Annotated in this window: 27 protein-coding genes; 22 read left to right on the top strand and 5 right to left on the bottom strand. The window is 47.1% G+C overall.

What is annotated here, in order from left to right; genetic code table 11:
• The first annotated feature begins 38 nt into the window (after nt 1–38).
• The 3 genes from ACFPXP_RS07475 to ACFPXP_RS07465 are packed head-to-tail and all read left to right on the top strand — an operon-like array spanning nt 39 to nt 2,594.
• Nucleotides 39–1,916 (top strand): hypothetical protein, encoded by a 1,878-nt coding sequence (locus tag ACFPXP_RS07475; RefSeq protein ID WP_379893605.1) that lies wholly within the window; start codon nt 39–41, stop codon nt 1,914–1,916.
• Entirely contained in the window at nt 1,913–2,230 is a 318-nt protein-coding gene (locus ACFPXP_RS07470; RefSeq protein ID WP_379893604.1) for an EscU/YscU/HrcU family type III secretion system export apparatus switch protein, read from the top strand. Before ACFPXP_RS07475 ends, ACFPXP_RS07470 begins: the two co-directional genes overlap by 4 nt.
• 7 nt (nt 2,231–2,237) lie before the next feature.
• A complete protein-coding gene (locus ACFPXP_RS07465; protein WP_379893603.1) occupies nt 2,238–2,594 on the top strand; it encodes a YraN family protein in 357 nt (118 codons plus the stop codon).
• 46 nt (nt 2,595–2,640) lie between these two features.
• On the opposite strand, the gene ACFPXP_RS07460 is transcribed toward ACFPXP_RS07465, so the two are convergent.
• Together ACFPXP_RS07460 and ACFPXP_RS07455 are read right to left on the bottom strand one after the other, a co-directional pair.
• Entirely contained in the window at nt 2,641–2,820 is a 180-nt protein-coding gene (locus ACFPXP_RS07460; RefSeq protein WP_379893602.1) for a DUF2524 domain-containing protein, read from the bottom strand.
• 76 nt (nt 2,821–2,896) lie between these two features.
• The gene (locus ACFPXP_RS07455; protein ID WP_379893601.1) at nt 2,897–4,426 is read right to left on the bottom strand and encodes a YifB family Mg chelatase-like AAA ATPase; all 1,530 of its coding nucleotides are present in this window, start codon (nt 4,424–4,426) and stop codon (nt 2,897–2,899) included.
• A 210-nt stretch (nt 4,427–4,636) separates the two neighbouring features.
• Here ACFPXP_RS07455 and ACFPXP_RS07450 point away from each other — a divergent pair, with 210 nt between their 5' ends.
• From ACFPXP_RS07450 to codY, 10 genes are all read left to right on the top strand, one after another.
• On the top strand, nt 4,637–4,894 hold the full coding sequence (locus tag ACFPXP_RS07450) for a hypothetical protein (protein WP_379893600.1): 258 nt from the start codon (nt 4,637–4,639) through the stop codon (nt 4,892–4,894).
• A 386-nt stretch (nt 4,895–5,280) separates the two neighbouring features.
• Nucleotides 5,281–6,441, top strand: a complete 1,161-nt coding sequence (gene sucC / locus ACFPXP_RS07445) for an ADP-forming succinate--CoA ligase subunit beta (RefSeq protein ID WP_379893599.1) — start codon at nt 5,281–5,283, stop codon at nt 6,439–6,441.
• Between the two features lie 24 nt (nt 6,442–6,465).
• Complete coding sequence (gene sucD / locus ACFPXP_RS07440; RefSeq protein WP_379893598.1) at nt 6,466–7,395, top strand: succinate--CoA ligase subunit alpha; 930 nt, start codon at nt 6,466–6,468, stop codon at nt 7,393–7,395.
• Between the two features lie 119 nt (nt 7,396–7,514).
• Nucleotides 7,515–8,684 carry a DNA-processing protein DprA gene (gene dprA, locus ACFPXP_RS07435; protein ID WP_379893597.1) on the top strand — a complete coding sequence of 390 codons (1,170 nt, stop codon included), beginning with the start codon at nt 7,515–7,517 and terminating at the stop codon, nt 8,682–8,684.
• Between the two features lie 15 nt (nt 8,685–8,699).
• Complete coding sequence (topA, locus tag ACFPXP_RS07430; protein WP_379893596.1) at nt 8,700–10,784, top strand: type I DNA topoisomerase; 2,085 nt, start codon at nt 8,700–8,702, stop codon at nt 10,782–10,784.
• A gap of 86 nt (nt 10,785–10,870) precedes the next feature.
• Nucleotides 10,871–12,193: an FADH(2)-oxidizing methylenetetrahydrofolate--tRNA-(uracil(54)-C(5))-methyltransferase TrmFO gene (trmFO, locus tag ACFPXP_RS07425; RefSeq protein WP_379893595.1), complete on the top strand. Its 1,323-nt coding sequence runs from the start codon at nt 10,871–10,873 to the stop codon at nt 12,191–12,193.
• 73 nt (nt 12,194–12,266) lie between these two features.
• Nucleotides 12,267–13,190: a tyrosine recombinase XerC gene (gene xerC / locus ACFPXP_RS07420; RefSeq protein ID WP_379893594.1), complete on the top strand. Its 924-nt coding sequence runs from the start codon at nt 12,267–12,269 to the stop codon at nt 13,188–13,190.
• Between the two features lie 81 nt (nt 13,191–13,271).
• The gene (gene hslV / locus ACFPXP_RS07415) at nt 13,272–13,811 is read left to right on the top strand and encodes an ATP-dependent protease subunit HslV (protein WP_379893593.1); all 540 of its coding nucleotides are present in this window, start codon (nt 13,272–13,274) and stop codon (nt 13,809–13,811) included.
• A gap of 44 nt (nt 13,812–13,855) precedes the next feature.
• Nucleotides 13,856–15,247 carry an ATP-dependent protease ATPase subunit HslU gene (gene hslU / locus ACFPXP_RS07410; protein WP_379893592.1) on the top strand — a complete coding sequence of 464 codons (1,392 nt, stop codon included), beginning with the start codon at nt 13,856–13,858 and terminating at the stop codon, nt 15,245–15,247.
• A gap of 55 nt (nt 15,248–15,302) precedes the next feature.
• Nucleotides 15,303–16,085 (top strand): GTP-sensing pleiotropic transcriptional regulator CodY, encoded by a 783-nt coding sequence (gene codY, locus ACFPXP_RS07405; protein WP_379893591.1) that lies wholly within the window; start codon nt 15,303–15,305, stop codon nt 16,083–16,085.
• Nucleotides 16,086–16,183: 98 nt separating this feature from the next.
• Here codY and ACFPXP_RS07400 read toward each other — a convergent pair whose 3' ends face one another.
• From ACFPXP_RS07400 to ACFPXP_RS07390, 3 genes are read right to left on the bottom strand one after another with little or no spacing between them, the layout of a single operon-like run.
• Nucleotides 16,184–16,984, bottom strand: coding sequence for an ExeA family protein (locus ACFPXP_RS07400; protein ID WP_379893590.1), 801 nt, complete (start codon nt 16,982–16,984; stop codon nt 16,184–16,186).
• Nucleotides 16,977–18,329, bottom strand: coding sequence for a DDE-type integrase/transposase/recombinase (locus tag ACFPXP_RS07395; RefSeq protein ID WP_379893589.1), 1,353 nt, complete (start codon nt 18,327–18,329; stop codon nt 16,977–16,979). The genes ACFPXP_RS07400 and ACFPXP_RS07395 overlap by 8 nt, the downstream gene beginning before the upstream one ends.
• 42 nt (nt 18,330–18,371) lie before the next feature.
• A complete protein-coding gene (locus ACFPXP_RS07390) occupies nt 18,372–18,902 on the bottom strand; it encodes a DUF6431 domain-containing protein (protein ID WP_379893588.1) in 531 nt (176 codons plus the stop codon).
• Nucleotides 18,903–19,373: 471 nt separating this feature from the next.
• On the opposite strand from ACFPXP_RS07390, the gene flgB reads away from it, so the two are divergent.
• From flgB to ACFPXP_RS07345, 9 genes are read left to right on the top strand one after another with little or no spacing between them, the layout of a single operon-like run.
• Complete coding sequence (gene flgB, locus ACFPXP_RS07385) at nt 19,374–19,781, top strand: flagellar basal body rod protein FlgB (RefSeq protein WP_379893587.1); 408 nt, start codon at nt 19,374–19,376, stop codon at nt 19,779–19,781.
• Nucleotides 19,782–19,783: 2 nt separating this feature from the next.
• Nucleotides 19,784–20,239, top strand: coding sequence for a flagellar basal body rod protein FlgC (gene flgC, locus ACFPXP_RS07380; RefSeq protein WP_379893586.1), 456 nt, complete (start codon nt 19,784–19,786; stop codon nt 20,237–20,239).
• A gap of 22 nt (nt 20,240–20,261) precedes the next feature.
• A complete protein-coding gene (gene fliE, locus ACFPXP_RS07375) occupies nt 20,262–20,555 on the top strand; it encodes a flagellar hook-basal body complex protein FliE (RefSeq protein ID WP_379893585.1) in 294 nt (97 codons plus the stop codon).
• A 60-nt stretch (nt 20,556–20,615) separates the two neighbouring features.
• Nucleotides 20,616–22,211: a flagellar basal-body MS-ring/collar protein FliF gene (gene fliF, locus ACFPXP_RS07370; RefSeq protein WP_379893584.1), complete on the top strand. Its 1,596-nt coding sequence runs from the start codon at nt 20,616–20,618 to the stop codon at nt 22,209–22,211.
• 11 nt (nt 22,212–22,222) lie between these two features.
• Nucleotides 22,223–23,236 carry a flagellar motor switch protein FliG gene (gene fliG / locus ACFPXP_RS07365; RefSeq protein ID WP_379893583.1) on the top strand — a complete coding sequence of 338 codons (1,014 nt, stop codon included), beginning with the start codon at nt 22,223–22,225 and terminating at the stop codon, nt 23,234–23,236.
• Nucleotides 23,229–24,077 carry a FliH/SctL family protein gene (locus ACFPXP_RS07360; RefSeq protein ID WP_379893582.1) on the top strand — a complete coding sequence of 283 codons (849 nt, stop codon included), beginning with the start codon at nt 23,229–23,231 and terminating at the stop codon, nt 24,075–24,077. The genes fliG and ACFPXP_RS07360 overlap by 8 nt, the downstream gene beginning before the upstream one ends.
• Nucleotides 24,064–25,383: a flagellar protein export ATPase FliI gene (fliI, locus tag ACFPXP_RS07355; protein ID WP_379893581.1), complete on the top strand. Its 1,320-nt coding sequence runs from the start codon at nt 24,064–24,066 to the stop codon at nt 25,381–25,383. The genes ACFPXP_RS07360 and fliI overlap by 14 nt, the downstream gene beginning before the upstream one ends.
• A 4-nt stretch (nt 25,384–25,387) precedes the next feature.
• Nucleotides 25,388–25,819, top strand: a complete 432-nt coding sequence (fliJ, locus tag ACFPXP_RS07350; RefSeq protein WP_379893580.1) for a flagellar export protein FliJ — start codon at nt 25,388–25,390, stop codon at nt 25,817–25,819.
• Nucleotides 25,820–25,845: 26 nt separating this feature from the next.
• On the top strand, nt 25,846–26,745 hold the full coding sequence (locus ACFPXP_RS07345) for a MotE family protein (protein WP_379893578.1): 900 nt from the start codon (nt 25,846–25,848) through the stop codon (nt 26,743–26,745).
• Nucleotides 26,746–26,761 lie beyond the last annotated feature (16 nt).

Genomic DNA, 26,761 nt, shown 5'->3' with positions numbered 1-26,761 from the left:
CCATAAGAGAAAAGTAAGTGTCAGGAGGTAGCAGGGCTGTGGATGTAGGAATGCTGGTGCGATCACTGCTTGGAAATACGCGTCCGAGCAGTGCGAAAGCATTAGAATTAAAGGTTGGACAAGTGGTTAAAGGCGTAGTCATGCAGCTGCTTAGCGAATCGGAAGCGCTGCTGCAAATCGAAGGAATGCCGGTCAGAGCGAGGCTGCAAACACCGCTGAATCCAGGGCAAAGCACGCTTTTGCAGGTGCAGCCGGAATCCGAGAATGGCTATATTGTGTTCAAGCCTTTAGAGCAATCGCAGATGCCTCTGCAGAAACAGTCGCTGGAGCAAATCCTAAAGGCGTGGTCATTGCCCGTGGACGGAAAACATAAACAGCTGCTGCAGCTGATGCGGGAGAACCAAATGCCGCTGGAAAAAAATACAGCGAAGCAGCTGCTAACCGTGATGTCCTCTCTTCCGAAAGGCATGCCTGCACAGCAGACGGTACAGACTGCAGCACTCATGCTGCAGAAAGGTCTTCCGCTTACGGGCGAATCGCTGCAGGCGGTTCATCAAATTCGTTTCGGTGAGCCGATGCAGCAGCTTTTGAAGCAAATGACAAGCGAGCTGGAGCAGTATGTTCAGTCGGAGCGGACAAGCACTGCACAAGCAGCCGGCGGCTCAGCCGCAGGTTCGACCGCTTCAGAAGTACCTGCTCGATTGCTGCAGCTGCTTAAAGGATTGAGCGTCCTTCAAAATCGTATCGCGCACTCGGATCAAGCTTCCACAACGCAGCCATCTGGCGCAGCGGTGCCTTCGAACAGCAACGCCGAAGGCCATGCTCAAGCTGGAGGGGTGAAAATGGCTGCGGCCGGTACAGAATCGGCCCGGACGGGGTTCAATTCGAATCCTCCATCGGCTGCGGTGGTGTCACCTCCGGGGGGCGCAGCTCCAGGTGCTGGGGCGCCTCATCAACTCAACCATGTACCAAGTGCAGAGATTCGCAGCGGTGAACTCACGGCGAACGGTCAAGGACAGGACAAGCGTGCTTCGTTAAATCAGACATCTAATCAAGTGGCGTCTAGTCAGCAATCTGCTTCTGAAGCAGGGCGGAGCGCCCAAGCCGTGGCCGCTAAAGGGGGGGAAGCTGTTCATACAGGCGTTTCTACATCACCATCCGGTGAGCATGAGCTGCTGAAGTGGTTTAAACAGTTAGGAGTACATCACGAACGGGATAGCTGGAAGCTTCTGCTTCGTACCATGGCAGATACGCTCCCGTACGAGCAAAATAGGGATGGTTTAGAGTTTCAACGTATGAAAGCAGGAGAATCGCAGGCGGGAGAAGCTGGAGGACGTGGAGTACAGGAGACTGTGAAAAGCCTGCTGCTTCAGTTAGCGCAATTGGAAGAACTGCCTCATTCCTTGAAGGAGTCCAGCTCACAGCTGCTGCAGCATATTACCGGCCAGCAGCTGATGATGGGTCAGGAACGGGGAACGATGCTGTCGCATATGACGTTCATTTTGCCTTCTGGACCTCAACAGGAAGGTAAAGATATATCGGTTACAGTACAGGCTCGCAGAGGGAGCAAGGGTGAAATCGATGCAAACAACTGCAGGCTGCTATTCGACCTTCAATTAGCATCACTTGGGAATACCATGATCGATGTTCAGGTCACGAATCAAGTCGTACAGCTTCGAGTCCTGAACGATGAACCGGGGTTGGAGGAATGGATGCAGGACAATGGAGCTGAGCTGAAAGAAGGCATGAAGGCGTTAGGCTTCTTATTAAGCGGCATGCATCAAGCTCCTTATCCGGTTTCCGAAGGACAGGCTGTGGCTGCTTCACAGGAAGAAATGAACGATTCCTTCATTCTTGGACAGGTCCATCGAAAGCTGGCACCTCCCGAATACAGAGGGGTAGATATACGTTTATGACCGAATCACATCATAAAAAGAATGTGAAAAGAGCCGCCGCACTAAAGTACGACGCTGAAAAACAGGAAGCGCCGATTCTCGTAGCCAAAGGTTCGGGTGTTACGGCGGATAACATATTGAAATTAGCCCGAGAGAACGGGGTCCCTGTTCAGGAAGATCCATCATTAGTCGAAGTTCTCTCTAAGCTGGATTTGAATCAGCAAATTCCAACGGAGCTGTATCAGTTGGTCGCCGAGGTGCTCGCTTTTATTTATAAAGCAGATCAAGACCTTCATTCGGGAAGAAACTCTGATGCTTTGTACGAGAAAGGATGAGTTCAAGGTGAACCGAAAGCAGAAGGGTCAGTTGGCAGAGGAAGCGGCTTGCCGCTTTTTGCTTTTGAATGGTGTTTACGTCATAGATCGCAATTGGAGATGCCGATCTGGGGAGATCGATATTGTTGCTGAGGATGGGGAGGAGCTTGTTTTCGTAGAGGTTCGAAGCAAGCAGGAGAGCAGTCCCTATGGAACTGCTCTGGATGCCGTCGATGCTCGGAAGCAGCTGCAGGTGAGGCGTACGGCAGAGGTGTATCTTCACCAGCAGCAGCGGTTTGATGCGAAAATTCGTTTTGATGTCATCGGTGTGGAATTTAAGGTTGATGGGAAATGGCAGATTACCCATGTCCCCTATGCCTTTTAACTTGCTCCATTTCTTATCAAACGTGCAGCGGGAAGAGGCTGCTGGTTTACATTCTCAAGCATTTATTTTCAATAAAATGAATTTGGTTTTCCAGCCGGTTGATTCGTTCGGTACTTAATGTGGTTCCGTCGTGACCGGCTTTCATTTTTTCAAGCTCCTGTTTCAACTGCGGAAGATCTGCGGATGCATTGGCACAGTCATAGCTGCTTTCCAGATTTTCGATCATTTACGGCTCCTCCTTTGGCTTGAGAGATCATATGAGTACACCATTAGGTTGTCAACTCATCCATCGCTTTATGCTTTTACTTTCGTCTCAAGTCCAAGGATCTGTACTGTATGGCTTCGGCGATATGAGGCACTTCAATTTGTTCAGAGCCTTCGATATCAGCGATCGTGCGGGCGATTTTAACGATCCGGTCATACGCACGCAGGCTGATGCCGAGCTTAATGACTGCATCATCCAGCATTTTTTTGGTGTCTGATCCGAGAGAAGCAAACCTGCCGAGCCATTTGCCTCTCAATTCACCGTTAAATTGAATAGGAAGCTGTGCATAACGTTCCTGCTGCAGCTTAATTGCCTGGATGACAGTCTGCCGCATGTCTTTACTGGACATCGAGGACGATCCGCCCTGAATTTCTTCCGCTGAGAGCGGTGGAACTTCAACTTGAAGGTCGATGCGGTCCAGAAGAGGACCCGAAATGCGCGACCGATAATGGTCAATTTTGATATCCGTACAGGTGCACTGCTGCTCCGGGTGGCTGCTTCCCGCATAGCCGCATGGACAAGGATTCATGGATGCAGCGAAGATAAAGTGTGCAGGGAAGGTGAAGGAAGCTCTCGCCCTGCTGATTGTTACATGACGGTCCTCCAGCGGCTGCCGCAGCACTTCCAGCACAGGCTTCATAAATTCGGGCAGCTCATCTAAATAAAGCACTCCGCGATGGGCTAAGCTTACTTCGCCGGGCTTTGGAATTGTCCCTCCGCCGATCATTCCTCCGGCAGATATCGTATGGTGCGGCGCACGGAAAGGACGCCTGCGGATTAATTGGTCGTGGTGTGCCAGCTTGCTGCTTGCACTGTATATTTTCGTGACCTCCAATGCTTCGTCTTCATTCAATAAAGGAAGAATGGTCGGCAGTCTTCGCAGCAGCATCGTTTTTCCGGTTCCGGGAGGTCCGATGAGCAGGATGTTGTGCATTCCCGCGGCAGCGATCATGAGCGCTCTTTTTGCATGATGCTGCCCTTTGACATCTCCATAATCCTCTTCGCAATGAACTGTCTGTTCTCCCGGTTCATCCTCCGAGATCGATTTCGAAAATGACATGAGGGAATGGGGGTCTTTCCATTGCTTCAAGTGTTCTAAAGGAACAACCTCAATCCCATGAACAAGCGCGGCTTCCTCTGCATTAGCTTTAGGCAAATATACTTTGGCAAAGCCTTTTTTTCTAGCGTCTTCAAGCATAGCAAGCACCCCGGAAACGGGTCTCAATGCGCCTTCGAGAGACAATTCACCAATGAACAGTGCTTTGTTTGTTTCCGGAAAGTGGATTTGAGCGCTAGCCAGTACGATTCCTGCAGCAATGGCCAAATCGAAGGATGCCCCTTCCTTTCGTAAATCGGCTGGTGCAAGATTCACCGTAATGCGCTGCTGCGGAAACGTAAAGCCGGAATTCTTCAGCGCCGAACGGACTCTTTCCACCGACTCCTTGATGGCTGAATCAGGTAGACCGACCAAATGAAACGCAGGTAAGCCGTTATTTATATCCACTTCAACCTCGATCAATTTCCCGTCAATGCCGTATAGGCAGCTGCTGTATACTTTTCCGTACATGCCAAAAACACCCTTTCCATTACGATCATTCTCGGAAAAGGTGCTTCCTTATATCCGCATCAAGTTGATTCCTTTTTAATTTACCAAGGTTGTGCAGTTGGTGCAAGGTATAGAAATAAACAATCCGTACAAAACTATATCGTAATATGATGGTGGAGATTTAGTAAAAGTCAGAGCTAAGGTTAATCTGATGGATAAGAGGTGATTGCAGTGCAGGAAAACCCATACTTTTGTCCGAATTGCCGTTCCAACCGAATTAAATTCAGTCTTATTACCCAGATGACACAGCCTTTTCGTAAGGATGCGATCAGCGGAGCGATTGTTGAGGAAGGCGATGCTCAGCAGTCGATGGAAGAGGAACCAACGATCCAATGCAACGTTTGCGGCTTCACGGGCAATGAGATGAGATTTATTAAACAGGCGGAAAGAGAGCCGAGAATGCCTGCTCAAATGGATACGATCTATTAACTCTAAAATAAAAAGAGTCCCTGCAAGGGACTCTTTTTATTGACCTATTGGTAAGTATGTGATTTTGCTGTTAAGAAACCTATTCTTCGCGACTCACAGTCAAAACGAACATAAAAAAAGGAAAGGCAAGTGAACGATGACACAGTAGTTGGCTTTGAACTCATGATCATGACGGGTTCGTTCTTATGTTGATTAGGCATAGGTTTTATCCAAAAAAGTTATGAATGCGTTTTGAAAAAAATAAGGAAACGTGTAGACAAACATGTTACAATAGGAAAGGCGCGGAAGTGAAACGGTTACATTACCATTTGAAAAAACTGCGTCTAAAGCAGGATTTCCAACCATCTTTTCAGATAAGCAAGAAATGATAGGAGGAGCAGAGGAAAATGAATATTCATGAGTACCAAGGAAAAGAAGTGCTGAAACAGTTTGGCGTTGCCGTTCCTGAGGGACGAGTCGCATTTACTGTGGAAGAGGCTGTACAGGCAGCGAAGGATTTAGGTACTCCCGTTTGTGTCGTAAAGGCACAAATCCATGCCGGAGGACGGGGGAAAGCCGGCGGTGTAAAAGTAGCAAAAAGTTTGGATGAAGTTCGTACATATGCCGACGAGATTTTGGGCAAGGTGCTCGTTACTCACCAAACCGGCCCAGAGGGCAAAGAAGTCAAGCGTCTGTTGATTGAACAGGGCTGCGACATTAAGAAGGAATACTATGTCGGCCTCGTCGTTGACAGATCTACAGGGCGCGTTGTGATGATGGCTTCCGAGGAAGGCGGTACGGAGATTGAAGAGGTTGCCGCGAAAACACCGGAGAAAATCTTCAAGGAAGTGATTGATCCTGCAGTAGGCTTGCAAGGGTTTCAAGCGCGCAGACTGGCATATTCCATTAACATTCCACGTGAATTGGTCAATAAAGCGGCATCATTTATGACCGCCTTATATAATGCTTTCATCGAGAAGGACTGCTCCATTGCGGAAATCAATCCACTCGTTGTGACCGGTGATGGCAATGTGATGGCGCTCGATGCGAAATTAAACTTCGATTCGAACGCATTGTTCCGTCATAAGGACATCCTGGCACTTCGCGATTTGGATGAAGAAGATGAAAAAGAAATTCAAGCTTCCAAGTTCGACTTAAGCTATATTGCCCTTGACGGCAACATCGGCTGTATGGTCAACGGTGCCGGATTGGCTATGGCTACGATGGATATTATTAAGCACTACGGCGGGGAGCCTGCGAACTTCCTCGACGTTGGGGGCGGTGCAACGAAGGAGAAAGTAACCGAAGCGTTCAAAATTATTTTATCCGATGAAAAAGTAAAAGGCATCTTCGTTAACATTTTCGGCGGCATTATGCGTTGTGATGTCATTGCTGAAGGTGTTGTGGCTGCAGCGAAGGAACTCGGTTTGGACCGTCCTTTGGTGGTTCGTTTGGAAGGAACGAACGTAGATCTTGGCAAGAAGATACTGAACGAATCGGGATTAAACATTGTAGCAGCGGATTCGATGGCTGACGGTGCGCAAAAAATCGTTGCACTCGTGAAGTAATATAGGTGAGGAGGGATTCTTACAATGAGCATTCTTATTAATAAAGATACAAAAGTGATCACGCAAGGGATTACAGGTTCCACAGGTTTGTTCCATACAAAAGGTGCATTGGATTATGGAACACAGATGGTCGGTGGGGTAACTCCAGGCAAGGGCGGTACGAACATCGATATCACATTGGAAAACGGTGAGACGGTTTCCCTTCCGGTTTTTAATACGGTGAACGAGGCGAAGGAAGCGACAGGAGCGAATGTCTCCGTTATTTATGTACCACCCGCTTTCGCAGCTGACTCCATTATGGAAGCGGTGGATGCTGAGCTGGATCTAGTCATCTGTATTACGGAAGGCATTCCGGTACTGGATATGGTGAAAGTGAAGCGCTACATGGAAGGCAAAAAGACACTGCTTGTGGGGCCGAACTGTCCTGGAGTCATTACGCCTGGCGAATGTAAGATTGGTATTATGCCGGGATATATCCATACTCCAGGTCACGTGGGGGTTGTGTCCCGCAGCGGAACGTTGACTTACGAGGCGGTACATCAGCTTACGACACGCGGCATCGGGCAATCTTCTGCAGTAGGTATCGGCGGTGACCCTGTAAAAGGGATGGAATTCATCGACGTGCTGAAACGATTCAATGAGGACCCTGACACATATGCCGTTATTATGATCGGTGAGATCGGTGGAACGGCAGAGGAAGAAGCAGCAGAATGGATCAAAGCGAATATGACGAAGCCGGTTGTCGGGTTTATTGGCGGACAAACGGCCCCTCCAGGAAAAAGAATGGGCCATGCAGGAGCTATTATTTCCGGAGGAAAAGGAACGGCTGCTGAAAAGATTAAGGTAATGGAAGCCTGCGGTATCCGCGTTGCTCCAACACCTTCCGAAATGGGATCTACGCTCGTTTCCGTGTTGGAGGAAAAAGGATTGCTGGATCAATGCATTACAAAATAATTTGATGTCATAAAGGTAAGCAACCTTTCAACTTGTTCAAAGTTGGAAGGTTGCTTTTTTTTGTGATCTAAACATGACGTATTGGCAAGTCGTCAAATCACACGTTTAGAAGAAAAGAAATGATGATTTCTTATGTGAAGAGAGGTTTGAAACGGATGGAATACAATTCATATTTTGCTTCCGAGGATGCGGCAGTCGTTTTCGCGCTGCAAGAAACAGATGGCATCGGATGGAAAACCATCCATAAGCTTGCTAGCTTGCAGATGCCGCTTATCGAAGCTTTACGCATGCCTACCCCGAAATTGCTTGCAGCGGGAATACCCGCGAAGCAGGCACGAGTGATCCAATCGATCCGTATCGAAGAAACGATCGAAGTGCGTTTGCCCGTGTACATGGAGAATCATGTACACATCATTACACCGTTCGACAATGATTACCCCACATTATTAAAAGAGATTTCGACACCTCCATGGGTATTGTATGTGCTTGGAGATAAGAACAGATTAAAATATCCCTCATTCGCCGTGGTAGGAACGAGGCACCCGACGTATTATGGGAAACAAGCAGCAGAGAAGCTGTCCAGAGAGCTGTCAAACACAGGTTTGACCATCATTAGCGGATTGGCGAGAGGAATCGATAAAATAGCCCATACCGGAGCGCTGCAGGGCAGAGGGAGCACGATTGCGGTATTAGGAACGGGATTGGATCAAATCTATCCTAGAGAACACCGTGCATTGTTTCAGAGCATTGCTGAAAAAGGCTGCATAGTGACCGAATCGCCTTGGGGGACTCCATTTCACCCCGGTTTATTTCCGCTTCGAAATCGGATTATTGCCGGCTTAAGCTTAGGAACGCTCGTCGTTGAGGCGGCGGAAAGAAGCGGGTCGCTCATTACAGCAGATTATGCCTTGGAGTATTCTAGGGATGTGTTCGCAGTGCCAGGACCCATTTTTTCGAAGCAAAGCCAAGGAACTTTGAAAATGATTCAGCAAGGTGCTAAATTAGTAACATGCTGCAGTGATATCTTAGAAGAGTATGAGCATCGAGTGTCACTGCATTCTATGGAAGCGTCCGATGAGGGCGCTTTGCAGGATGAGGCGGAATTAACCGAGGACGAGCGGTTCATTATCCGGTTGTTTGAGGGGACGGAGTCCTTTACTTTTGATCAATTATTAGAAAAAAGTAAATTCACATTTGGACATTTGCATTCAGTTTTGTTACATTTAACTTTGAAAACCCAGATTATTCAATTACCCGGTTCATCTTATATGCGAAATATGGATTCATAACAAGGGGGGAAATCTATGGCGGATTCATTGGTGATCGTGGAGTCACCGGCGAAAGCCAAAACGATTGGCAAATATTTAGGCAAACAATTTATTGTAAAAGCTTCCATGGGACATATCCGAGACCTCCCCAAAAGTCAAATTGGAATCGAATTGGAATCAGGTGATTTTGAGCCTAAATATATTACCATTCGAGGTAAAGGTTCTATTCTTAAAGAATTGAAGGATGCTAGGAAAAAGGTTAAAAAAGTATATCTCGCAGCTGACCCCGACCGGGAGGGGGAAGCGATCGCATGGCACTTGGCGCATTATCTTGAATTGAACGAGGATGAGCCGTGCAGAGTCGTTTTCAATGAAATAACGAAACAGGCCGTCAAGGATGCATTCAAATCACCAAGAACGATCAACAAGGATTTAGTGAATGCTCAGCAGGCACGAAGGATACTGGACCGAATTGTTGGATACAAGATTAGTCCGCTGCTCTGGAAAAAAGTCAAAAAAGGCTTATCTGCAGGCCGAGTACAGTCCGTTGCGTTAAAGCTGGTCATTGACCGTGAGAATGAAATCAAACAATTTGAACCTGAAGAATATTGGTCCATTACGATGACGTTCTCTATAGGCAAACAGACGTTTGAAGCGAAATTTTACAGTGTGGGTGGAAAAAAGACGGAACTCACGAATGAAGAGCAGGTAAAGCAAATTTTAGCTTCGATCGCAAATTCGGATTTCGTCGTTCAGGAAGTCAAGGAGAAAGAACGGCTTCGCAATCCTGCACCGCCCTTTATTACCAGTTCACTGCAGCAGGAAGCAGCCAGAAAATTGAATTTCCGGGCAGCCAAGACGATGTCGGTTGCTCAGCAGCTATATGAAGGGGTAGATCTTGGCAAGGAAGGTTCCGTCGGTTTGATCACGTATATGCGTACCGATTCCACTCGAATCTCTCCTGTGGCTCAAGAAGAAGCCAGAGAATATATCGGTGAGAAGTTTGGTTCATCTTACGTTCCGGAAACCCCAAGAAACTACACGAAGAAGGCGGCAGGCGCACAGGATGCCCATGAGGCGATACGCCCGACATCTACGCTCAGAGAGCCAGATCAGGTAAAGCCGTATTTGTCGAGAGATCAGTTTCGACTATACAAGCTGGTTTGGGAGCGGTTTGTAGCCAGCCAAATGTCTTCTGCCGTGCTGGATACGATGACAGTCGATATAGCAGCTGGAGACGTCATCTTCCGTGCAAACGGCTCTAAAGTGAAGTTCCCTGGTTTTATGAAGGTATATGTTGAAGGGAACGATGATGGCCAGACGGATGAGGAGAAGTTTCTTCCGCCACTGCAAAAAGGCGATCAGTTAAAGAAGCAGAACGAGGAACCGAAGCAGCACTTTACGCAGCCGCCGCCAAGATATACGGAAGCGCGGCTTGTACGAACGCTGGAGGAAAAAGGTATCGGCCGTCCAAGCACATACGCGCCAACATTGGAAACGATCCAAAGACGCGGGTATGTTGCGCTAGAGGAGAAAAAGTTTGTACCTACGGAATTGGGAGAACTGATTAATCAACTAATGGAAGAGTTCTTCCCGGAAATTCTCGATACGGAATTTACGGCGAATATGGAAGAAGAACTGGACCAAGTTGAAGAAGGAAAAGAAGATTGGGTAGAAATTCTCGATGAATTTTATGCCTCCTTTAAAAAGCGGCTTGAGGTTGCGGAGGAGGAAATGAAGGAAATCGAAATTCAAGACGAGGTTTCCGATGAAATTTGTGAAAAATGCGGTAAACCGCTCGTATACAAAATGGGGCGCTTCGGTAAGTTTTTGGCGTGTTCTGGATTTCCGGATTGCCGAAATACGAAGCCAATCGTGAAAGACATCGGTGTGACCTGTCCGAAATGTAAGGAAGGGAAGGTCGTCGAGCGACGCAGTAAAAAAGGGCGCATCTTCTACGGCTGTGATCGTTACCCTGAATGCGATTTTGTTTCGTGGGATAAGCCGGTAGCTGCACCATGTCCAAATTGCGGCGGCATGATGGTAGAAAAACGCACGAAAAAAGAGAACTCGATTCAATGTACGGAGTGCAGTCATAAGGAACTGCTGCCGGAAGATTAACTGAGTGAAGGAAAAGGTGATTAGCGAATTATTAGCAGCGCCTGAGCATATATATGATTTTTAGTGCCAAACAGGAGGCGACATCATTGTCATCGCAATCAAATAAAGTAACCGTCATCGGCGCAGGGCTTGCGGGAAGCGAAGCGGCATGGCAAATCGCAAAAAGAGGAATCCCTGTCGTATTGTATGAAATGCGGCCGTTGAGACAAACACCCGCACATCATACGGACCAATTTGCCGAGCTCGTCTGCAGCAATTCGCTGCGGGCGAACGGCTTGACGAATGCAGTGGGGGTTATCAAGCAGGAAATGCGGGAGCTTGATTCACTGATATTGAAGTCGGCGGACAAGCATGCTGTTCCTGCGGGCGGTGCATTGGCGGTAGACCGGGACGGCTTTACCGGAGAAGTGACTCGTACGCTTCGTAATCACCCGTTAATTGAGGTAAGAAATGAAGAAATTACGGAGCTGCCGACTGAAGGAATTACACTGGTGGCGACGGGCCCATTAACCTCGCCAGCATTGTCGGAGAATTTAAGAAATATTACCGGTGAAGATTATTTATATTTCTATGATGCTGCAGCGCCGATCATTGAAAAAGATTCCATCGATATGGACAAGGTATTCCTTGCCTCTCGTTATGACAAAGGGGAGGCAGCGTATTTGAACTGTCCTATGACGGAAGAGGAATTCGATCGATTCTATGACGCTTTAATTACAGCCGAGACCGCTCCTCTCAAAGAATTTGAGAAGGAAGTCTTCTTTGAAGGCTGCATGCCCATCGAGGTTATGGCGAAGCGCGGGAAGCAAACGGTGCTGTTTGGCCCGATGAAACCGGTAGGTCTAACCGATCCCAGAACAGGAAAAACCCCTCATGCTGTCATTCAATTGAGACAGGACAACGCGGCGGGGACTTTGTACAATATGGTCGGCTTCCAAACGCATTTGAAATGGGGAGATCAAAAAAGGGTATTTTCCTTAATACCTGGATTAGAGCAGGCGGAGATCGTGCGCTACGGCGTGATGCACCGAAATACGTTCATCAACTCTCCCAAACTAATGGAGAAGACGTATCAGTTTAAACAGCGGCCGAACTTGTTTTTTGCCGGTCAAATGACAGGCGTGGAAGGCTACGTAGAATCAGCAGCTTCCGGATTAATTGCCGGTATCAATGCAGCCAAGCTGGCTTCTGGCAGCGAGCCCGTCGTTTTTCCTAGAGAGACCGCTTTAGGCAGTATGGCATACTATATTACAACGGCGGAATTTACGAATTTCCAACCGATGAATGTGAATTTTGGATTGTTCCCACCGCTCGGGCAAAGAATTCGCAACAAAAAAATGAAAAATGAAGCGATTGCCGAACGTGCTTTAACCGCGTTAAGACAGTTTATCCCGCAAGTGAACGGGTAACTTGAGAACCTATTTCCGACTATGTTACCATGGATGGAAGAGAAGCCAATGGAACCGGAAAGCAGGTGGAGTCATGTCAGAGTTGGAAGCGGACTACGTCGTTCATGAAGAGGCTGAGTGGTTCGATCGCTTTATGGAATATTTGCTGGCAGAGAAGAACGCGTCGGAGTATACGGTTCAGAGTTATAAGAAAGATTTGACTCATTTCAGCCATTTTTTAAAGCAGCAACGCATTGACCGGCTTGCTGCTGTTTCTTATTTAAATGTAAGAATGTATTTAGGACAGCTTCATCAGGAAGGCTATGCTCGAAGAACGATCGCACGCAAGCTGTCTGCTCTGCGCAGCTTTTATCGTTTTTTGCTGCGTGAGGGCCATGTGGAGCAGCATCCGCTGCAAAGCGTACGTACGCCTAAGCTAGACAAACGGCTTCCCAAATTTTTATATATGGAAGAAGCAGCTTCGTTGATGGAAGCTCCGGATTTATCGACACCGATTGGGAAACGCGATAAGGCACTGCTGGAGACGCTATATGCGAGCGGCATGCGTGTCAGTGAGCTGACAGGACTGGATGTGAGGCAAATTGATCTGCATCATGGAGTCGCGCTTGTTTTCGGTAAAGGAGCGAAGGAAAGATATGTTCCGCTGGGCGAGCATGCGGTAGAAGCGCTGAAGGAATATATCGAGCATATTAGGCCAAAATGGTTGAAAGACGGCACCGAACAAGCGGTGTTTATAAACCAGCGAGGTACAAGGCTTAGTGACAGATCGGTCCGACGCATCATTGATCAAGCGGTGAAGAAGCTGTCGGAAGCAAGAAGGGTCAGTCCGCATACACTTCGGCACAGCTTCGCGACACATTTGCTGGAAGCTGGTGCTGATCTTCGAACCGTACAGGAGCTGCTCGGTCACGCTAATTTATCTACCACTCAAATTTATACGCATGTCACCCGTGACCATCTGCAGAGTATATACAACCGGGCTCATCCGAGGGCATAATTCAAGGAAAAGTCAAATATGACTTGCATCGATGGAGTACTGATTGTTTGTTTCGTATTGTATTAAAGGAGGTCGATCGATATGGACCAGTTTCATGCGACAACGATATTTGCCATACATCATAAAGGCAAGGGGGCCATTGCCGGCGACGGGCAGGTCACTTTCTCCAACAGCATGATTATGAAAAGCCAAGCAAAAAAAGTGAGAAGATTGTACCGAGGACAAGTGATTGCTGGTTTTGCCGGCTCGGTTGCGGATGCGATCACACTGTTTGAGAAGTTTGAAGGAAAGCTTGAGGAGCACCATGGCAATTTGCAAAGGTCCGCCGTAGAATTGGCGAAGGAATGGCGTTCCGACCGAGTGCTTCGCAGGCTGGAAGCGATGATGATTGTGATGGATCGAAGTCATATATTATTGATTTCCGGCAACGGTGAAATCATTGAGCCTGACGATGGGGTGCTCGCGATTGGCTCTGGGGGCAGTTTCGCACTCGCCGCCGGCCGCGCACTGAAGCAGTATGCGGACCATATGGAAGCCAAGGATATCGCGAAGGCTGCCCTGACCATGGCCGCGGACATATGTGTATATACCAATCATAATATTATTGTAGAGGAAATATAAGTGAGTCTCATCATGAACAGGGATAGATCAGGAGGGGTGGAAACATGAATGTTCAGGCATTGACACCTAGGCAGATCGTTGCTGAGTTGGATAAATACATTATCGGGCAAAATAAGGCGAAGAGATCTGTCGCCATTGCGCTTCGTAACCGTTATCGCAGAAGTCGTTTGGAAGAATCGATTAGGGATGAAATCGTTCCTAAAAATATATTAATGATCGGTCCTACGGGAGTAGGTAAAACCGAGATTGCCAGAAGATTGGCGAAGCTGGTTCAGGCGCCTTTCGTCAAAGTAGAAGCTACCAAATTCACGGAGGTCGGTTACGTCGGCAGAGACGTCGAATCTATGGTTCGGGACCTTGTGGAAACAGCTATTCGCATGGTAAAGGTAGAAAAAATGGAAGGCGTGCAGGAAAAGGCGGAACAACTGGCGAATGAACGAATCATTCAAATCCTTGCACCTTCAGCAGCCAAATCGAAGACAAAAAATCCGTTCGAGATGCTGTTTGGCCAGCAGCAGGAGCAGGAGCCTGCCGATGATAAAGAGGACTCTTCATTGCGCGAGCGGCGTGCGGATTTGAAACAGAAGCTGTTTAACGGCGAGTTAGAGGATCGGGTTGTTGAGATTGAGGTAGAAGATCATTCGCCGTCGATGCTCGAAATGTTTTCCGGACAAGGCAATGAGCAGATCGGTCTGAATATGCAGGAGATGTTCGGCAGCATGCTGCCGAAGAAAACAAAGAAACGCAAGCTGCCGATCAAAGAAGCGAGGAAAGTGCTGACACAGGAAGAAGCCGCGAAGCTGATTGATATGGACGAAGTTGTGCAGGAGTCCATTCGTCGTGCTGAACAGAATGGGATTATCTTTATTGATGAAATTGATAAAGTCGCCTCTTCCTCCAAAGGCAGCGGTCCTGACGTTTCCAGAGAAGGTGTGCAGCGAGACATTCTACCGATTGTCGAAGGCTCAACGGTTATGACGAAGTATGGTCCGGTGAAAACGGATTATGTGCTCTTTATTGCAGCGGGAGCGTTTCATATTGCGAAGCCGTCGGACCTAATACCTGAGCTTCAAGGACGATTCCCAATTCGCGTGGAGCTAAACAATTTAACGATGGAAGATTTTATCATGATCTTATCGGAGCCTAAAAACGCATTGACGAAACAATATGCGGCACTGCTGGAAACCGAGGGGATACAGATCGGATTTTCTGAAGAAGCATTAAAGGAAATTGCCCGAATCGCAGTGGATGTGAATCAGAACACCGACAATATCGGTGCGAGAAGGCTTCATACGATTCTAGAGAAACTGCTTGAGGATCTTTCCTTTGAAGCGCCGGACATCACGCTCGAATCGTTTACGATAAGCAGCGAATATGTAAGAGAAAAGTTGTCTGATATAGCTCAGAACAGAGATTTAAGCCAGTATATTTTGTAGTCCGCTGTGCATATTCCTCCGCCTGAGCGTTTCAGGAAATTGGGGGGCGGTAGATATGAATCTATTATCAAAAACACGAAGATTGAACAAGCTGCTTCAAAAAGCGGCAGGAAGTGCCGTGAATTTTAATGAAATGGCTGAGGTGCTGCAGGATACGATCCGTTCTAACGTTTATGTGATCAGCCGCAGAGGGAAGATTTTAGGGTATTCGATTGAAGACGAAAAAAGCTTTTACGAATTAGCAAATATCGTGACAGAAGAAAGCCGGTTGTCTCCCAGGTACAATGATATGCTGATGTCGATCAAAGAAACGGCGCATAATCAAGAGCTTCGCCAGTTTCTGCATTCTGATCTTGACGGGTTGAGCGCGGTCGTTAGTGATCAGCATTTAACCGTCATTCCGATTGTAGGGGCGGGTAAAAGACAAGGGACGTTGGTGCTCCAACGCCGAGATGAGCCGTTCATCGAAGACGATTTAATATTATCGGAATATGGCTCGACCATCATAGCGATGGAAATCTTGCGCGAGAAGACGGAAGAAATTGAGAAAGAAGCGAGAAACAAGGCCATTGTGCAAGTTGCTGTCAATTCATTGTCTTACAGCGAGACAGAAGCGGTTGAACATATTTTCGAGGAACTGAATGGACAAGAAGGAATGCTCGTTGCCAGTAAAATAGCCGACCGAGCGGGAATCACTCGTTCGGTCATTGTCAATGCGCTGAGAAAACTGGAGAGTGCTGGAGTTGTCGAGACGAAATCTTTGGGTATGAAGGGCACTTACATTCGGATTTTGAACGCGCAGCTCATGGAAGAATTTCATAAAAACAAAGAACACTAACGTGTTACTGCTAACGCATAATGTCCGGAGATTGATGGTGTATGTTGTCCTGCTATTGACGGTTAATCTGACCGATTCTTCATATATGAAAGGGAGAATTATGATAATTCTCCCTGAATGACGCGTTTAACCATATGATCATCGATGATGCGGTGTTTGTTCTGAGCCCCATAGATTAAACAATGAGTGCATACTTTGTTGATTAGCCTAGCTGCTCCGCTAGAGAATCGATAGATGTCATCGATGGCTCCATCGGTAAAGATATCCCGGTCTGCACCAGCATAAGTCATATGTCTCTCGATGTAGGCTCCTGTTTGAGCCCGGTCATAGTGCGGAAGTTTGCATTGTAGATCGATGCGTTGACGAATCGCGGCGTAGGCTTGTAGATTGATGCGATCCCACAGTTCGCTTTGCCCGACCAGGATGAGAGCCATTGGGCTTTGGGCATCCATCTTAAAATTCAGTAAAAAGCGAACTTCCTCCAGCATCTCCCGGTCCAAAAGATGACTCTCATCCACGACCACAACGGGTTGCAGTCCATGAATTCCCCGCATGAGCTCGATCTCCCGATGCAGCTGACGCTTCGCATCCCCACGATAAAACTTCGACTCACAACCGAGTTGTTCCAGCAGCCCCTTGTAGAAATGCCGCGGTGTCAGTTTTGAATCTGACAGATAGAGCACCTTGAACTTCGCAGGATCCAGTTCTTCTGCAAACCGCCGAATCGTTGTCGTCTTTCCGGTGCCGCAGTCTCCGGTCACAACCGCAAACCATTGCCGTTCTGCCGCATATTCTAACCGTCCCAGCGTCTCCTCCAAAATGACCGACTCATACAACTCGCTTGGCGGGACATCTCTGGAGAACGGTGAACGGCTAAGATCGTAGAATGCCTCAAACATCGCCATTCACCTTACCTTTCTTACGGTAGCTGACGGCCGGCGCTTGCTCGGAGCGGCGCCCGTGACTCTGTACTTCGGCAGCACTTAGCAGCCTTGACGAATCTGCTGGTACAGGTTGAAGATGGTCCGGCAGTGGAGGACGTTTTCCGGCACGTTCACCGATTACGAGTTCTTTTACCTTCCACGGTTCGTGGCCTTCGTATTCGATCGTCAATTCGGTGATGTCCGCCGGGTCATACACGACATCCACGGTACATCCGATGAACGGAAGCCCCACTTCATATTTGCGATCCAAGAAGCTAATGCACCCGGTTTTGTCGACCTTGCGGGTTTCGCAATGAAGGAATGCATTGGCGAGTATCTCCGGTTCCACAAACCGAAGCGCCTTCTTGTCACTGCGAAAGGCGGTTTCGGGGCTACGTTTGTTCTCAAGTGCTGAATGCGGCTTGTTCTGGTAGCATTCCGAGAGCCAAACTCCGAACAACTCATTCAGGCGGTCAAGCGTCTTTGGTTTTTCAAGTGCTGCTTCGCTAAGGAAAGAATCCACCACGCGGTTAAACCGTTCAACCTTCCCAGTGGCCTCTGGCGAGTATGGCTTAGCAAACAGAAGGCGAATGCCAAGCTTGGAGCACGTTCGGGTCATCCACTTGGTTCGATACTGCCTCCCGTTGTCGAAGTACACGGCTTCCGGAACACCGTACTTCTGAATGGCCTTTCGGAAACAGTCCTCGACGATCGTCTTATCCATGACCGGGTAAAACTCACCATGCAGTACAAATCTCGTCGCATCGTCGATGAAGGTAACGAGAAACACTTGCTTCATCGCTCCGCCCGGTCCAATGGGCAGATACGGACCGTACTTCAAGTCCGAGTGCCATAGGCGATTGCGGTGCGGCTGTTGGAATCGCCGAGCCGCTACACCAGAGTTTGCATACATTCGCATATGTCTGGTGCTGTAACCACGTTCCGTTAGCTTCTCTTGAAGCGTGCTCCGTTTGACTTGGCCCGGTTGGACGCGACCTTCCCATTCCAGGATCTGAATGATCTGGGCGACACTGCGACTTGGCACTTCTCGCCGCAGCAAGATCGCTTGCTCCAAGACCTCCGGCGGAATGGTGGGGGCTACGGGTTGTTTCCCTTTGCTCTTCGGCTTTAACCCGCCAAAGCCATCTTGCCGGTAGGCTGCTAGATACCGTCGCAGCGTCCTCTCCGATATTCCGATTTGCTCGCATATTCTTTGCTTGATTTCCTTTGCCTTTGCTGGGTCGAGCCCTTCTGTAAGCAATGGGGCAAGGAGCTGCACACGATCTGCAGCGATTTGCTCTGCTTTCTTCTGATCTTTCATTCGTCTGCACCTTCTTCTGATAGATTCGTTTACGAGTCTATCTCAGAGAGCTTCGGACAAGAATGCAGAACGGGTATGTACCCACAAATTTGAATTCGCAACAGGTCGGACAACTCTTGCCAGCCAACCATCGGCATCACCGACATAACGTCCGAATCTATGGTGTGCAGCTTGTGAAGGTGCGGACGATTCCTTCACAACATCTAGATAAAAGCGAATGGCGATGGACTCTAAGCACCCAAGCAAGTAGGTAGCCATAGAACAAAACCAACTCCGCCAACGGTACAGTGTGGAGTTGTCTGCGGCAACATCTACTTCTGAGGGTTCAGTCGTGATGACATTCTCCACACATGCTGATTCGTAACGCTTGTAAGGTACGATGCAATCCGGTAACTCATGATGAATCTTCCGGCAAGCCGTACATCGAAGTCTTCGAATGACCAATACGCTCTTTTCTCCCGTAGCATGTACAAGCTTCCGTTTTCGGCTCCCGATCACCGATAAACTCGCAATGCAGCAAGGACTAGGAACAATTTCTGCACACCTAACAAAAAACGCCGGGGATCTTCTCATCCAGCTCAAAATTTGATACAATGATCATACGTTTTGTGAGGGGATGTCTCCAGTGAGCTTGCGCTAACAGGCTCACGCTATATGGAGGCATCCTTTTCCTTTTCTGTGATACGGACATTATATTCGTCAATCCCTGGACAGGCAACACCGTCAGCTTTCGGGCATTATGCTTCAGCGTAAACACTAACGATTTGCTCTCAGCAAAGAATATATTAATAAAGCATAACCGTTATAAGAGGTCACTTCTCATAGGAAGGACCTCTTATTTTTGTGTTGAGATCGCTTCCTATTTGTAGTCCTTTTTTCTTATTGAAAAACAAAAAAAATTGCTTCATAGTTAGGAATGGTATTTTCATACTTCATATTGTGACGAAATTCATGATATTTTTTGGAATTTGTCGAATCAAGAAGGAATATGAAAACGAATGTTGAATACGTCATATTAGCAAAAAAAGCAGGTGGGTGAACCAGGTGGATATGCTTCAATCGAAACACTTATCTTTAATTGAATCAACAATTAATGCTTCTGCTATGAGACACAAGGTCATAGCGAATAACATCGCTAATGTCGATACGCCTAATTTCAAGCGGTCGGAAGTCTTATTTGAGGAGCTGTTGAATCAGGAAATGAATGGAGAGAGCAGTCTTGTAGGTACTCGAACCCATTCCAAGCATCTTCCCATTGGACCAGGACAGCCATATGGTATTGAAGCCACGATTCGGGTAGATGGATCGACATCGCTGAACAATAATCAAAACAATGTGGATATTGACTATGAGATGGCGTTATCCGCTAAAAATCAGCTGAAATATAACGCATTGATCCAACAGATGAATCATGAATTGAAAATGTTCCGAACATCGATTGGAGGCAGGTAGGGATGAAACTGATGAATGGATTTGATATTAGTGCATCCGCACTAACGGCGCAGCGCTTGCGAATGGACGTGATCTCTTCCAATATAGCCAACGCGGATACAACCCGAGGTCAGCGAGTAGGCAACGAGTGGCTTCCATATCAGAGGAAAATGGTTGTGATGGAGCCGCGGCAAAGCGAATTTTCTAATATTCTAGAGGCGCAAATGAACGGCAGAGACGGTATAGGTCAGGGTGTAAAAGTGACCAGCATTACTACAGATAATTCGCCGTATAAACAAGTGTATGATCCTACTCATCCTGATGCGAATGAAGATGGTTATGTGCTCATGCCGAATGTGGATATTTTAAAAGAAATGGTCGACATGATGTCGGCATCTCGTGCTTACGAGGCCAATGTGACGTCGCTGAACGCATCGAAGTCGATGTTTATGAAAGCTCTAGAGATTGGCAAATATTAATGGATTGTAAGGGGGTGTACTGATGATCGAAAAAATAGCTCTAGCAAATCATTCGCTGCCTGCTTCTTCTTTAAGGGGGGGCGCAGTAAAAATGGGTGAAGATTTTGCTGAAGCCCTGAATAATGCAGTTGAAGGTCTGAATAAACAGCAAAGTCAAGTGAATCAATTGACAGAGAAATTCATTCAGGGTGAACTGACCGATGTTTCTCAGCTTACCATCGCTTCGGAAAAAGCGGCGCTTGGTTTGGAGCTTACGGTTCAATTGAGAAATAAAGCGGTAGAAGCATACCAAGAAATCATGAGAATTCAGCTCTAATGCGCATCACTTTTATTAGAAATGCAGCACATATAGCGGTACCGACAATAGAGGTGGAAAATGAACGAGTCAATTAGCCGGTATTGGGACAAAACGAAACAATACTGGAACCAGTTTAGCAAGAAGCAGAAAATCATGTTCGTTTCGGTTTTTGCATTAACTATTTTGGCTCTTGGTATGCTGGTATATTATTTCTCGCGCACACAGTATGAATGGGCCTATTATGATTTAGATGCGACGGATATGGCCGCTGTTACGGAATACTTGGATTCTTCCGGTATCCCATATAAATATGGAGCGGATGGTTCTAGCATCGCAGTTCCAAGTTCAGATGTAACAGATGTAAAAGTGAATGTAGCAGCTCAAAATTTGGTCCAAAGCGGTAAGCAGGGATTTGGTCTTTTTAGAGACAATATTTCCGGCTTTGGGATGACAGATAAAGAATTTGATCTGCTCAGCGTGGATGGTCGTGCAGGAGAAATCGAGAAACTGTTAAACAGCTACCAAGGGGTACAAAAATCGCTAGTTCTTTTGTCTATGCCAGAAGAAAGCGTGTTTGCGAGAGCAGGTCAGGAAGAGACGGCATCCGCATCGGTCAGCATTCAATTTGCGGCAGGATATCGTCCAGATCAGCAAGTGATCGACAGTATGTACAATCTGGTTCGCAGCGGTGTCGGTGTGGATAAACTACCGATTTCAAATATTACGATTACAGATCAATCCGGAAATCAGCTTTTTGCTTCGGAGACAACTGAAGGCGGGATGGGTCAAGCTGCTCTGTCTATCGCGGAACAGCACATGAGAATTAAAAAGGAATACGAGCAGGACATTAAAAACGATGTCGAACGTTTCCTGAAAACAATTCTAGGCCAGGACAAAGTCGTTGTGAATGTTGCTTCCAGCTTTAACTTCGATCAGAGAAATCGTGAGGAACTGCTTTTCGAGCCTGTCAATGAAGAGGAAATGCAGGGGATTGAGCGCAGCGTCCAAGAGATCACGAAATCCTACACGAGCGAAGGCGGCGGAGACACAGGTGGTGTGGTTGGAACAGGTGAAACGGATGTTCCTGGATATCAAAACAGCGCAAGCAGCGGAACCAGTACATCTGAGGAAGTCAACCGTACGATCAATTATGAGATTAACGAAATTAGACAATCCATCGTTTCTAGTCCATATGTCGTTCAAGATTTGTCGATTTTTGTCGCATTGGAATCCACTGAGGATAAGGTCGTAACACCAGAGGTACAGCAGCAGGTGAAAACAATGCTGGCCAGCTTGGTTGGAACTTCTCTTGCGAATAGTGATAAGCAGTACACGCAGGAACAATTGGAAAGCAAAGTTTCAGTCATTGCACAAACATTCGAAGGCAAAGAAGCAACAACCATTCCATCCGGGGAATCTAACATGATGTGGTATGGGATTGGAGCTGCTGCATTAGCTTTAATCGCAATTGGCGGATATTTTATTTTCCGTAGAAATAAACAAGAGGTTGTTGAGGAAGAGCTGCCTGACGAAAATGTACCGGTAGAGTATCCTTCAATCGATTTGGATAGTATGACGAATGATCAACAGGTACGCAAGCAGTTGGAAAATCTGGCGAAGAAAAAGCCGGATGAATTCGTAAATCTGCTGCGGACTTGGTTAGTGGATGAATAGAGGTGTAACGAATGTCTAAGGCGCAACAAGGCCTATCTGGGAGACAAAAAGCAGCATTGCTACTCATCACGCTTGGACCTGAGGTGTCTGCCCAAATTTTCAAGCACCTCAGGGACGATGAGATTGAACAATTAACGTTGGAGATTGCCAACGTCCGGAAGGTTTCAACGGAAACCAAGGAAACCGTACTCTCAGAATTTCATGAAATATGCATGGCTCAAGAGTATATTTCTCAAGGCGGCTTGGCTTACGCCAAAGAAGTACTGGAAAAAGCGCTTGGCGGTCAAAAGGCGGTTGATATTTTAAATCGCTTGACGGCAACGCTCCAGGTCAGACCATTTGATTTCGCACGGAAGGCCGATCCTGCCCAAATTTTGAATTTTATTCAAAATGAGAATCCACAGACGATCGCCTTGGTGCTTTCTTATTTGAAATCAGATCAAGCGTCAGTCATTTTATCCTCTCTGTCTCAGGAGAAACAAGCTGATGTTGCGAAAAGAATTGCGCTGATGGACAGTACTTCTCCGGAAGTGGTTAGTCAAGTGGAACGCATTCTAGAGCAAAAATTGTCCGCGACAGTAACACAGGATTATACGAATGCAGGCGGTATCGAATCGATCGTACAGATTTTGAACGGTGTCGATCGCGGGACAGAAAGAACGATTTTGGATTCGTTGGAGATTCAAGATCCGGAACTTGCTGAAGAGATCAAGAAGAGAATGTTTGTATTCGAGGATATCGTCAATTTGGACAACCGTTCTATTCAGCGTATTATTCGCGATGTGGAGAATGCGGACCTTCAACTTGCGCTTAAAGTGTCAAGTGATGACGTTCGTGATGTCATATTTAGAAATATGTCCAAACGAATGGCGGATACATTCAAGGAAGAAATGGAATTTATGGGACCTGTGCGTCTGCGTGATGTTGAGGAAGCTCAAACCCGTATTGTAGCTACGATCCGTAAGCTAGAAGAAACAGGAGAGATCATCATCGCTCGCGGCGGAGGAGATGATATCATTGTCTAATTTGATTAAATCTACCTATTACGTTCCCATTCAAGACAAGAAAAAGCTGGAGGCTGTTGTGCCCGCTGTTGATGCTCAGGCGCAGGAAACACAGCGTCCAGCTGTCAGTTATAACGATTTACCAGCAGAAATCAAGCAGGAAATCGAAGAGCTCAAGCAATCGTTAATTCGTGAAGCGGAAGAGGCGGCGCAAGCTGTTTTGGATCAGGCGAAACTGGAGGCCGAGCAACTGAAGGCGGCTGCTTCCGAAGAAATCGAAGCCTGGTGGCAGGAGCATAGACAAAGAGATCAACACATCATCGATGAAATGAAATCGCAAGGTTACGCTGAAGGAGTTCAGGAAGGGAAACAAGCTGCAAAAGAACAAATTGTTCGAGAATATGAAAGTCAAATACAAGATGCGAACAAGCTTTTGCAGGCGGCCTATGACCATAAGCGACGAATTATTGCAGAGGCGGAACCGTTTTTGATTGAGGTCAGTACCATGATCGCTGAAAAAATACTGAAACGAAAGCTTTCTGAAGATCCAAGGCTGTCGATTGAATTGATTCGTCCACTTCTTGAACGATCCAGACAGCAAGGGTCTGTATTGTTGTCGGTATCTCCGTCTCAATATTCTGCAATATATGAAGCTAGAGACGAACTGCGGCAATGCATAGAGCCTCAAGCGGAGCTTGAAATCTTGCCTGATGCGGCGGTAGAGGATGGAATTTGTATTGTAAGAACTTCCTTTGGCAGTATGGATGCGCGTATTAGCACACAGTTGGAGGAGATTAAGCAGGCGCTGCAGCAGGCTGCAGTATATTCGGTAGCGGAGGATGAACAGGATGATTCAGCTTGATGCAAGCAAATATACATCCCTTTTGCAGACGTTGGATCCGGTTCGTGTCAACGGAAAAGTAACGCAAATTATAGGCCTTATGGTGGAATCCCAAGGTCCTGAAGCGAATATCGGGGATGTCTGTCATATTCATCCGCACCGTGGCTGCAAACCGCTTCCCGCAGAAGTCGTTGGCTTTCGCGATAATAAAGTACTGCTCATGCCGCTGGGCGATCTGCAGTCGATTGGACCAGGTTGTGAAGTTGTCAGCACAGGACGCCCTTTGACGGTGAAGGTCGGTCAAGAGCTTTTGGGCAAGGTGCTGAATGGCTTAGGTGAACCGCTTGACGGAAGCAAGCTGTCATCCAATATGCTGCGTTATTCTACACATAACGTGCCGAGTAATCCATTGAACCGGCCGCGCGTGCAAGAACCTTTAGGTGTAGGAGTCCGATGTATTGACGGACTGCTAACTATTGGCAAAGGACAGCGTGTCGGAATATTCGCCGGTTCAGGCGTTGGTAAGAGCACCTTGATGGGAATGATCGCAAGAAATACATCGGCAGATGTGAATGTGATCGGACTGATTGGTGAGCGTGGACGTGAGGTGCTGGACTTTATAGAACGCGATTTAGGTCCGGAAGGTTTAGCTAGATCCGTTGTCGTCGTAGCGACTTCCGATCAGCCGGCGCTCATTCGGATTAAAGGTGCGCTTATCACCACAGCGATTGCGGAATATTTTCGGGATCGCGGCATGAACGTCATGCTGATGATGGACTCTGTTACCCGTTATGCAATGGCCATGAGAGAAGTCGGTCTTGCTGTCGGTGAGCCGCCAGCGACACGCGGCTATACGCCATCGGTTTTTGCTAATTTGCCGAAGCTGCTGGAGCGTGCTGGAACATCACCGAAGGGCTCGATTACCGCTTTTTATACCGTATTGGTCGACGGTGATGATATGAACGAACCGATTGCTGATACCGTACGAGGAATTTTAGACGGTCATATCGTTCTCAGCAGGCAGCTGGCCAACCGAGGCCATTATCCGGCCATCGATGTGTTATCCAGCATCAGCCGGGTAATGAAGGAAATTGTACCTGAAGAACAGCAGCTGGCAGCTGATCGCTTGAAAAAATGGCTTTCTGTCTATAAAAATTCGGAAGACTTGATCAATATAGGGGCGTACCAGACTGGTTCGAATCAAGAAATTGATACTGCCATTTCTTATATTGATAACATATGGAACTTCACCTCTCAGAAAGTAACGGAAAAGGTAGATTTTCAAAATGTTCAAGAAAGACTCATTCAAGAGTTTTTAGGAGGTTGATCCGTTGAAATTCCGTTACGCATATCAAAATATCGTTAATTTAAAAGCTACTGAAAAAACACAAGCGCAATGGATGCTTTCGCGTGAATTGGAACGGCTGCGTACAGAGGAAACGAGCTTGTCGCAGCTCCAGCAGCAGCGAAAAGAAACGATGGACACCCTTCATCAAGCAGCGTTGAATGGGGCATCTGTGTTAGAGCTGCAGCATCTTCAGCTGTTTCTGGATCGTTTGGAGAAAATGATTCAATCAAAGGTCAAGGATGTTGGTGAAGCTCAGAAAAGAGTGCAGGAGAAGCAGCAAAGCTTAAACCATAAGGCGATGGATGAGAAGATATGGACCAAAGCCAAAGAAAACGCCCTTACAGAGTTCACCGCTCAGTTTCTCAAGAAAGAGCAGGAGGAGCTGGATGAATTGGCTGCTGTCCGCCACGGATAAGCTCTTGTTAGGAAGGAGGAGACGGTATGCCAGAGCATGAGGTAGAGAAAACCTCCTATGGAGCCTTTGAAAAAATACTTTACTTATTTTTAATTCCTGTTGTGTTCACAAGCATTTTAACGGTTGTGCTATTGTCCATGTTTAATTACGACGTTAAAAATTCTGTTTTATCGTTTGCGAACAAAATTCCGCTCGTCGAAAAAATCATCCCTGATCCGGAAGAAGAAGCTTCGGAAGATACACCTTCAGGGGAAAAGATCGCTGCGGAAGGACAAAGCAATGAACAACTGGCTCAGCAAATAAAAGATCTTCAAAAACAGATTGACTCCAGCCGAGGTGTCATTGAATCGAAGGATCAGCAAATATTAAAGCTTCGGGCGGAAATTGAACAATTGAATGCTAGCTTAGAGGAAAAACGTCAATCGGACGAGGAATATCTGAATCAAATCAAAAAGCTATCTAACATGTATGCCGATATGACACCTTCGAAATCGGCGGCTATCTTAGAGCGGTTGACGATGGATGAGCTGGTACTTGTAATGAGCCAAATGTCCTCGGATGATCAAATACGCATACTAGAGAAGATGAACCCGCAAATTGCGGCTGAGGCGTCGATCCAAATGAAGGATTTAGTACCGGCTGAAAACATGCAGATCGCTGCATTACAATCCAGGCTGGAAATCCAAGATAGCGAGCAGGCGGAAGATACGGATTTCACGACAGAAGATTTGAGCCAAACGTTCGCTGCGATGACGGCGAAAAGCAGTGCATCGATCCTCCTTGAAATGTATAACGCAGACCCCCTTCAGGTTCTGAACGTACTAAGAGCCATGAATGTGAACGCGAGATCTTCTATTATCAGTTCGATGGAACAGCAGGATAAAGATAAGGCGGCGGCTATTTCAGCAAAGCTTAGCAATAACTAATGTGATCATCACTCGA

Source organism: Marinicrinis lubricantis, assembly GCF_042658665.1.
GTDB classification, from domain to species: domain Bacteria; phylum Bacillota; class Bacilli; order Paenibacillales; family KCTC-33676; genus Marinicrinis; species Marinicrinis lubricantis.
Note: the sequence above shows the minus strand (reverse complement) of the source record. Positions and strands in the feature narration are given on the sequence as shown.

What these genes read in the sequence shown, in the direction of transcription:
- ACFPXP_RS07395 (WP_379893589.1), bottom strand. Translation starts at nt 18,329, where the DNA reads ATGAAAGATCAGAAGAAAGCAGAGCAAATCGCTGCAGATCGTGTGCAG.
- fliF (WP_379893584.1), top strand. Translation starts at nt 20,616, where the DNA reads ATGAACGAGTCAATTAGCCGGTATTGGGACAAAACGAAACAATACTGG.
- ACFPXP_RS07455 (WP_379893601.1), bottom strand. Translation starts at nt 4,426, where the DNA reads ATGTACGGAAAAGTATACAGCAGCTGCCTATACGGCATTGACGGGAAA.
- flgC (WP_379893586.1), top strand. Translation starts at nt 19,784, where the DNA reads ATGAAACTGATGAATGGATTTGATATTAGTGCATCCGCACTAACGGCG.
- ACFPXP_RS07460 (WP_379893602.1), bottom strand. Translation starts at nt 2,820, where the DNA reads ATGATCGAAAATCTGGAAAGCAGCTATGACTGTGCCAATGCATCCGCA.
- sucC (WP_379893599.1), top strand. Translation starts at nt 5,281, where the DNA reads ATGAATATTCATGAGTACCAAGGAAAAGAAGTGCTGAAACAGTTTGGC.
- dprA (WP_379893597.1), top strand. Translation starts at nt 7,515, where the DNA reads ATGATGATTTCTTATGTGAAGAGAGGTTTGAAACGGATGGAATACAAT.
- ACFPXP_RS07390 (WP_379893588.1), bottom strand. Translation starts at nt 18,902, where the DNA reads ATGAGAAGATCCCCGGCGTTTTTTGTTAGGTGTGCAGAAATTGTTCCT.
- ACFPXP_RS07400 (WP_379893590.1), bottom strand. Translation starts at nt 16,984, where the DNA reads ATGTTTGAGGCATTCTACGATCTTAGCCGTTCACCGTTCTCCAGAGAT.
- sucD (WP_379893598.1), top strand. Translation starts at nt 6,466, where the DNA reads ATGAGCATTCTTATTAATAAAGATACAAAAGTGATCACGCAAGGGATT.
- hslV (WP_379893593.1), top strand. Translation starts at nt 13,272, where the DNA reads ATGGACCAGTTTCATGCGACAACGATATTTGCCATACATCATAAAGGC.
- fliE (WP_379893585.1), top strand. Translation starts at nt 20,262, where the DNA reads ATGATCGAAAAAATAGCTCTAGCAAATCATTCGCTGCCTGCTTCTTCT.
- ACFPXP_RS07470 (WP_379893604.1), top strand. Translation starts at nt 1,913, where the DNA reads ATGACCGAATCACATCATAAAAAGAATGTGAAAAGAGCCGCCGCACTA.
- codY (WP_379893591.1), top strand. Translation starts at nt 15,303, where the DNA reads ATGAATCTATTATCAAAAACACGAAGATTGAACAAGCTGCTTCAAAAA.
- xerC (WP_379893594.1), top strand. Translation starts at nt 12,267, where the DNA reads ATGTCAGAGTTGGAAGCGGACTACGTCGTTCATGAAGAGGCTGAGTGG.
- fliI (WP_379893581.1), top strand. Translation starts at nt 24,064, where the DNA reads ATGATTCAGCTTGATGCAAGCAAATATACATCCCTTTTGCAGACGTTG.
- fliG (WP_379893583.1), top strand. Translation starts at nt 22,223, where the DNA reads ATGTCTAAGGCGCAACAAGGCCTATCTGGGAGACAAAAAGCAGCATTG.
- hslU (WP_379893592.1), top strand. Translation starts at nt 13,856, where the DNA reads ATGAATGTTCAGGCATTGACACCTAGGCAGATCGTTGCTGAGTTGGAT.
- topA (WP_379893596.1), top strand. Translation starts at nt 8,700, where the DNA reads ATGGCGGATTCATTGGTGATCGTGGAGTCACCGGCGAAAGCCAAAACG.
- ACFPXP_RS07345 (WP_379893578.1), top strand. Translation starts at nt 25,846, where the DNA reads ATGCCAGAGCATGAGGTAGAGAAAACCTCCTATGGAGCCTTTGAAAAA.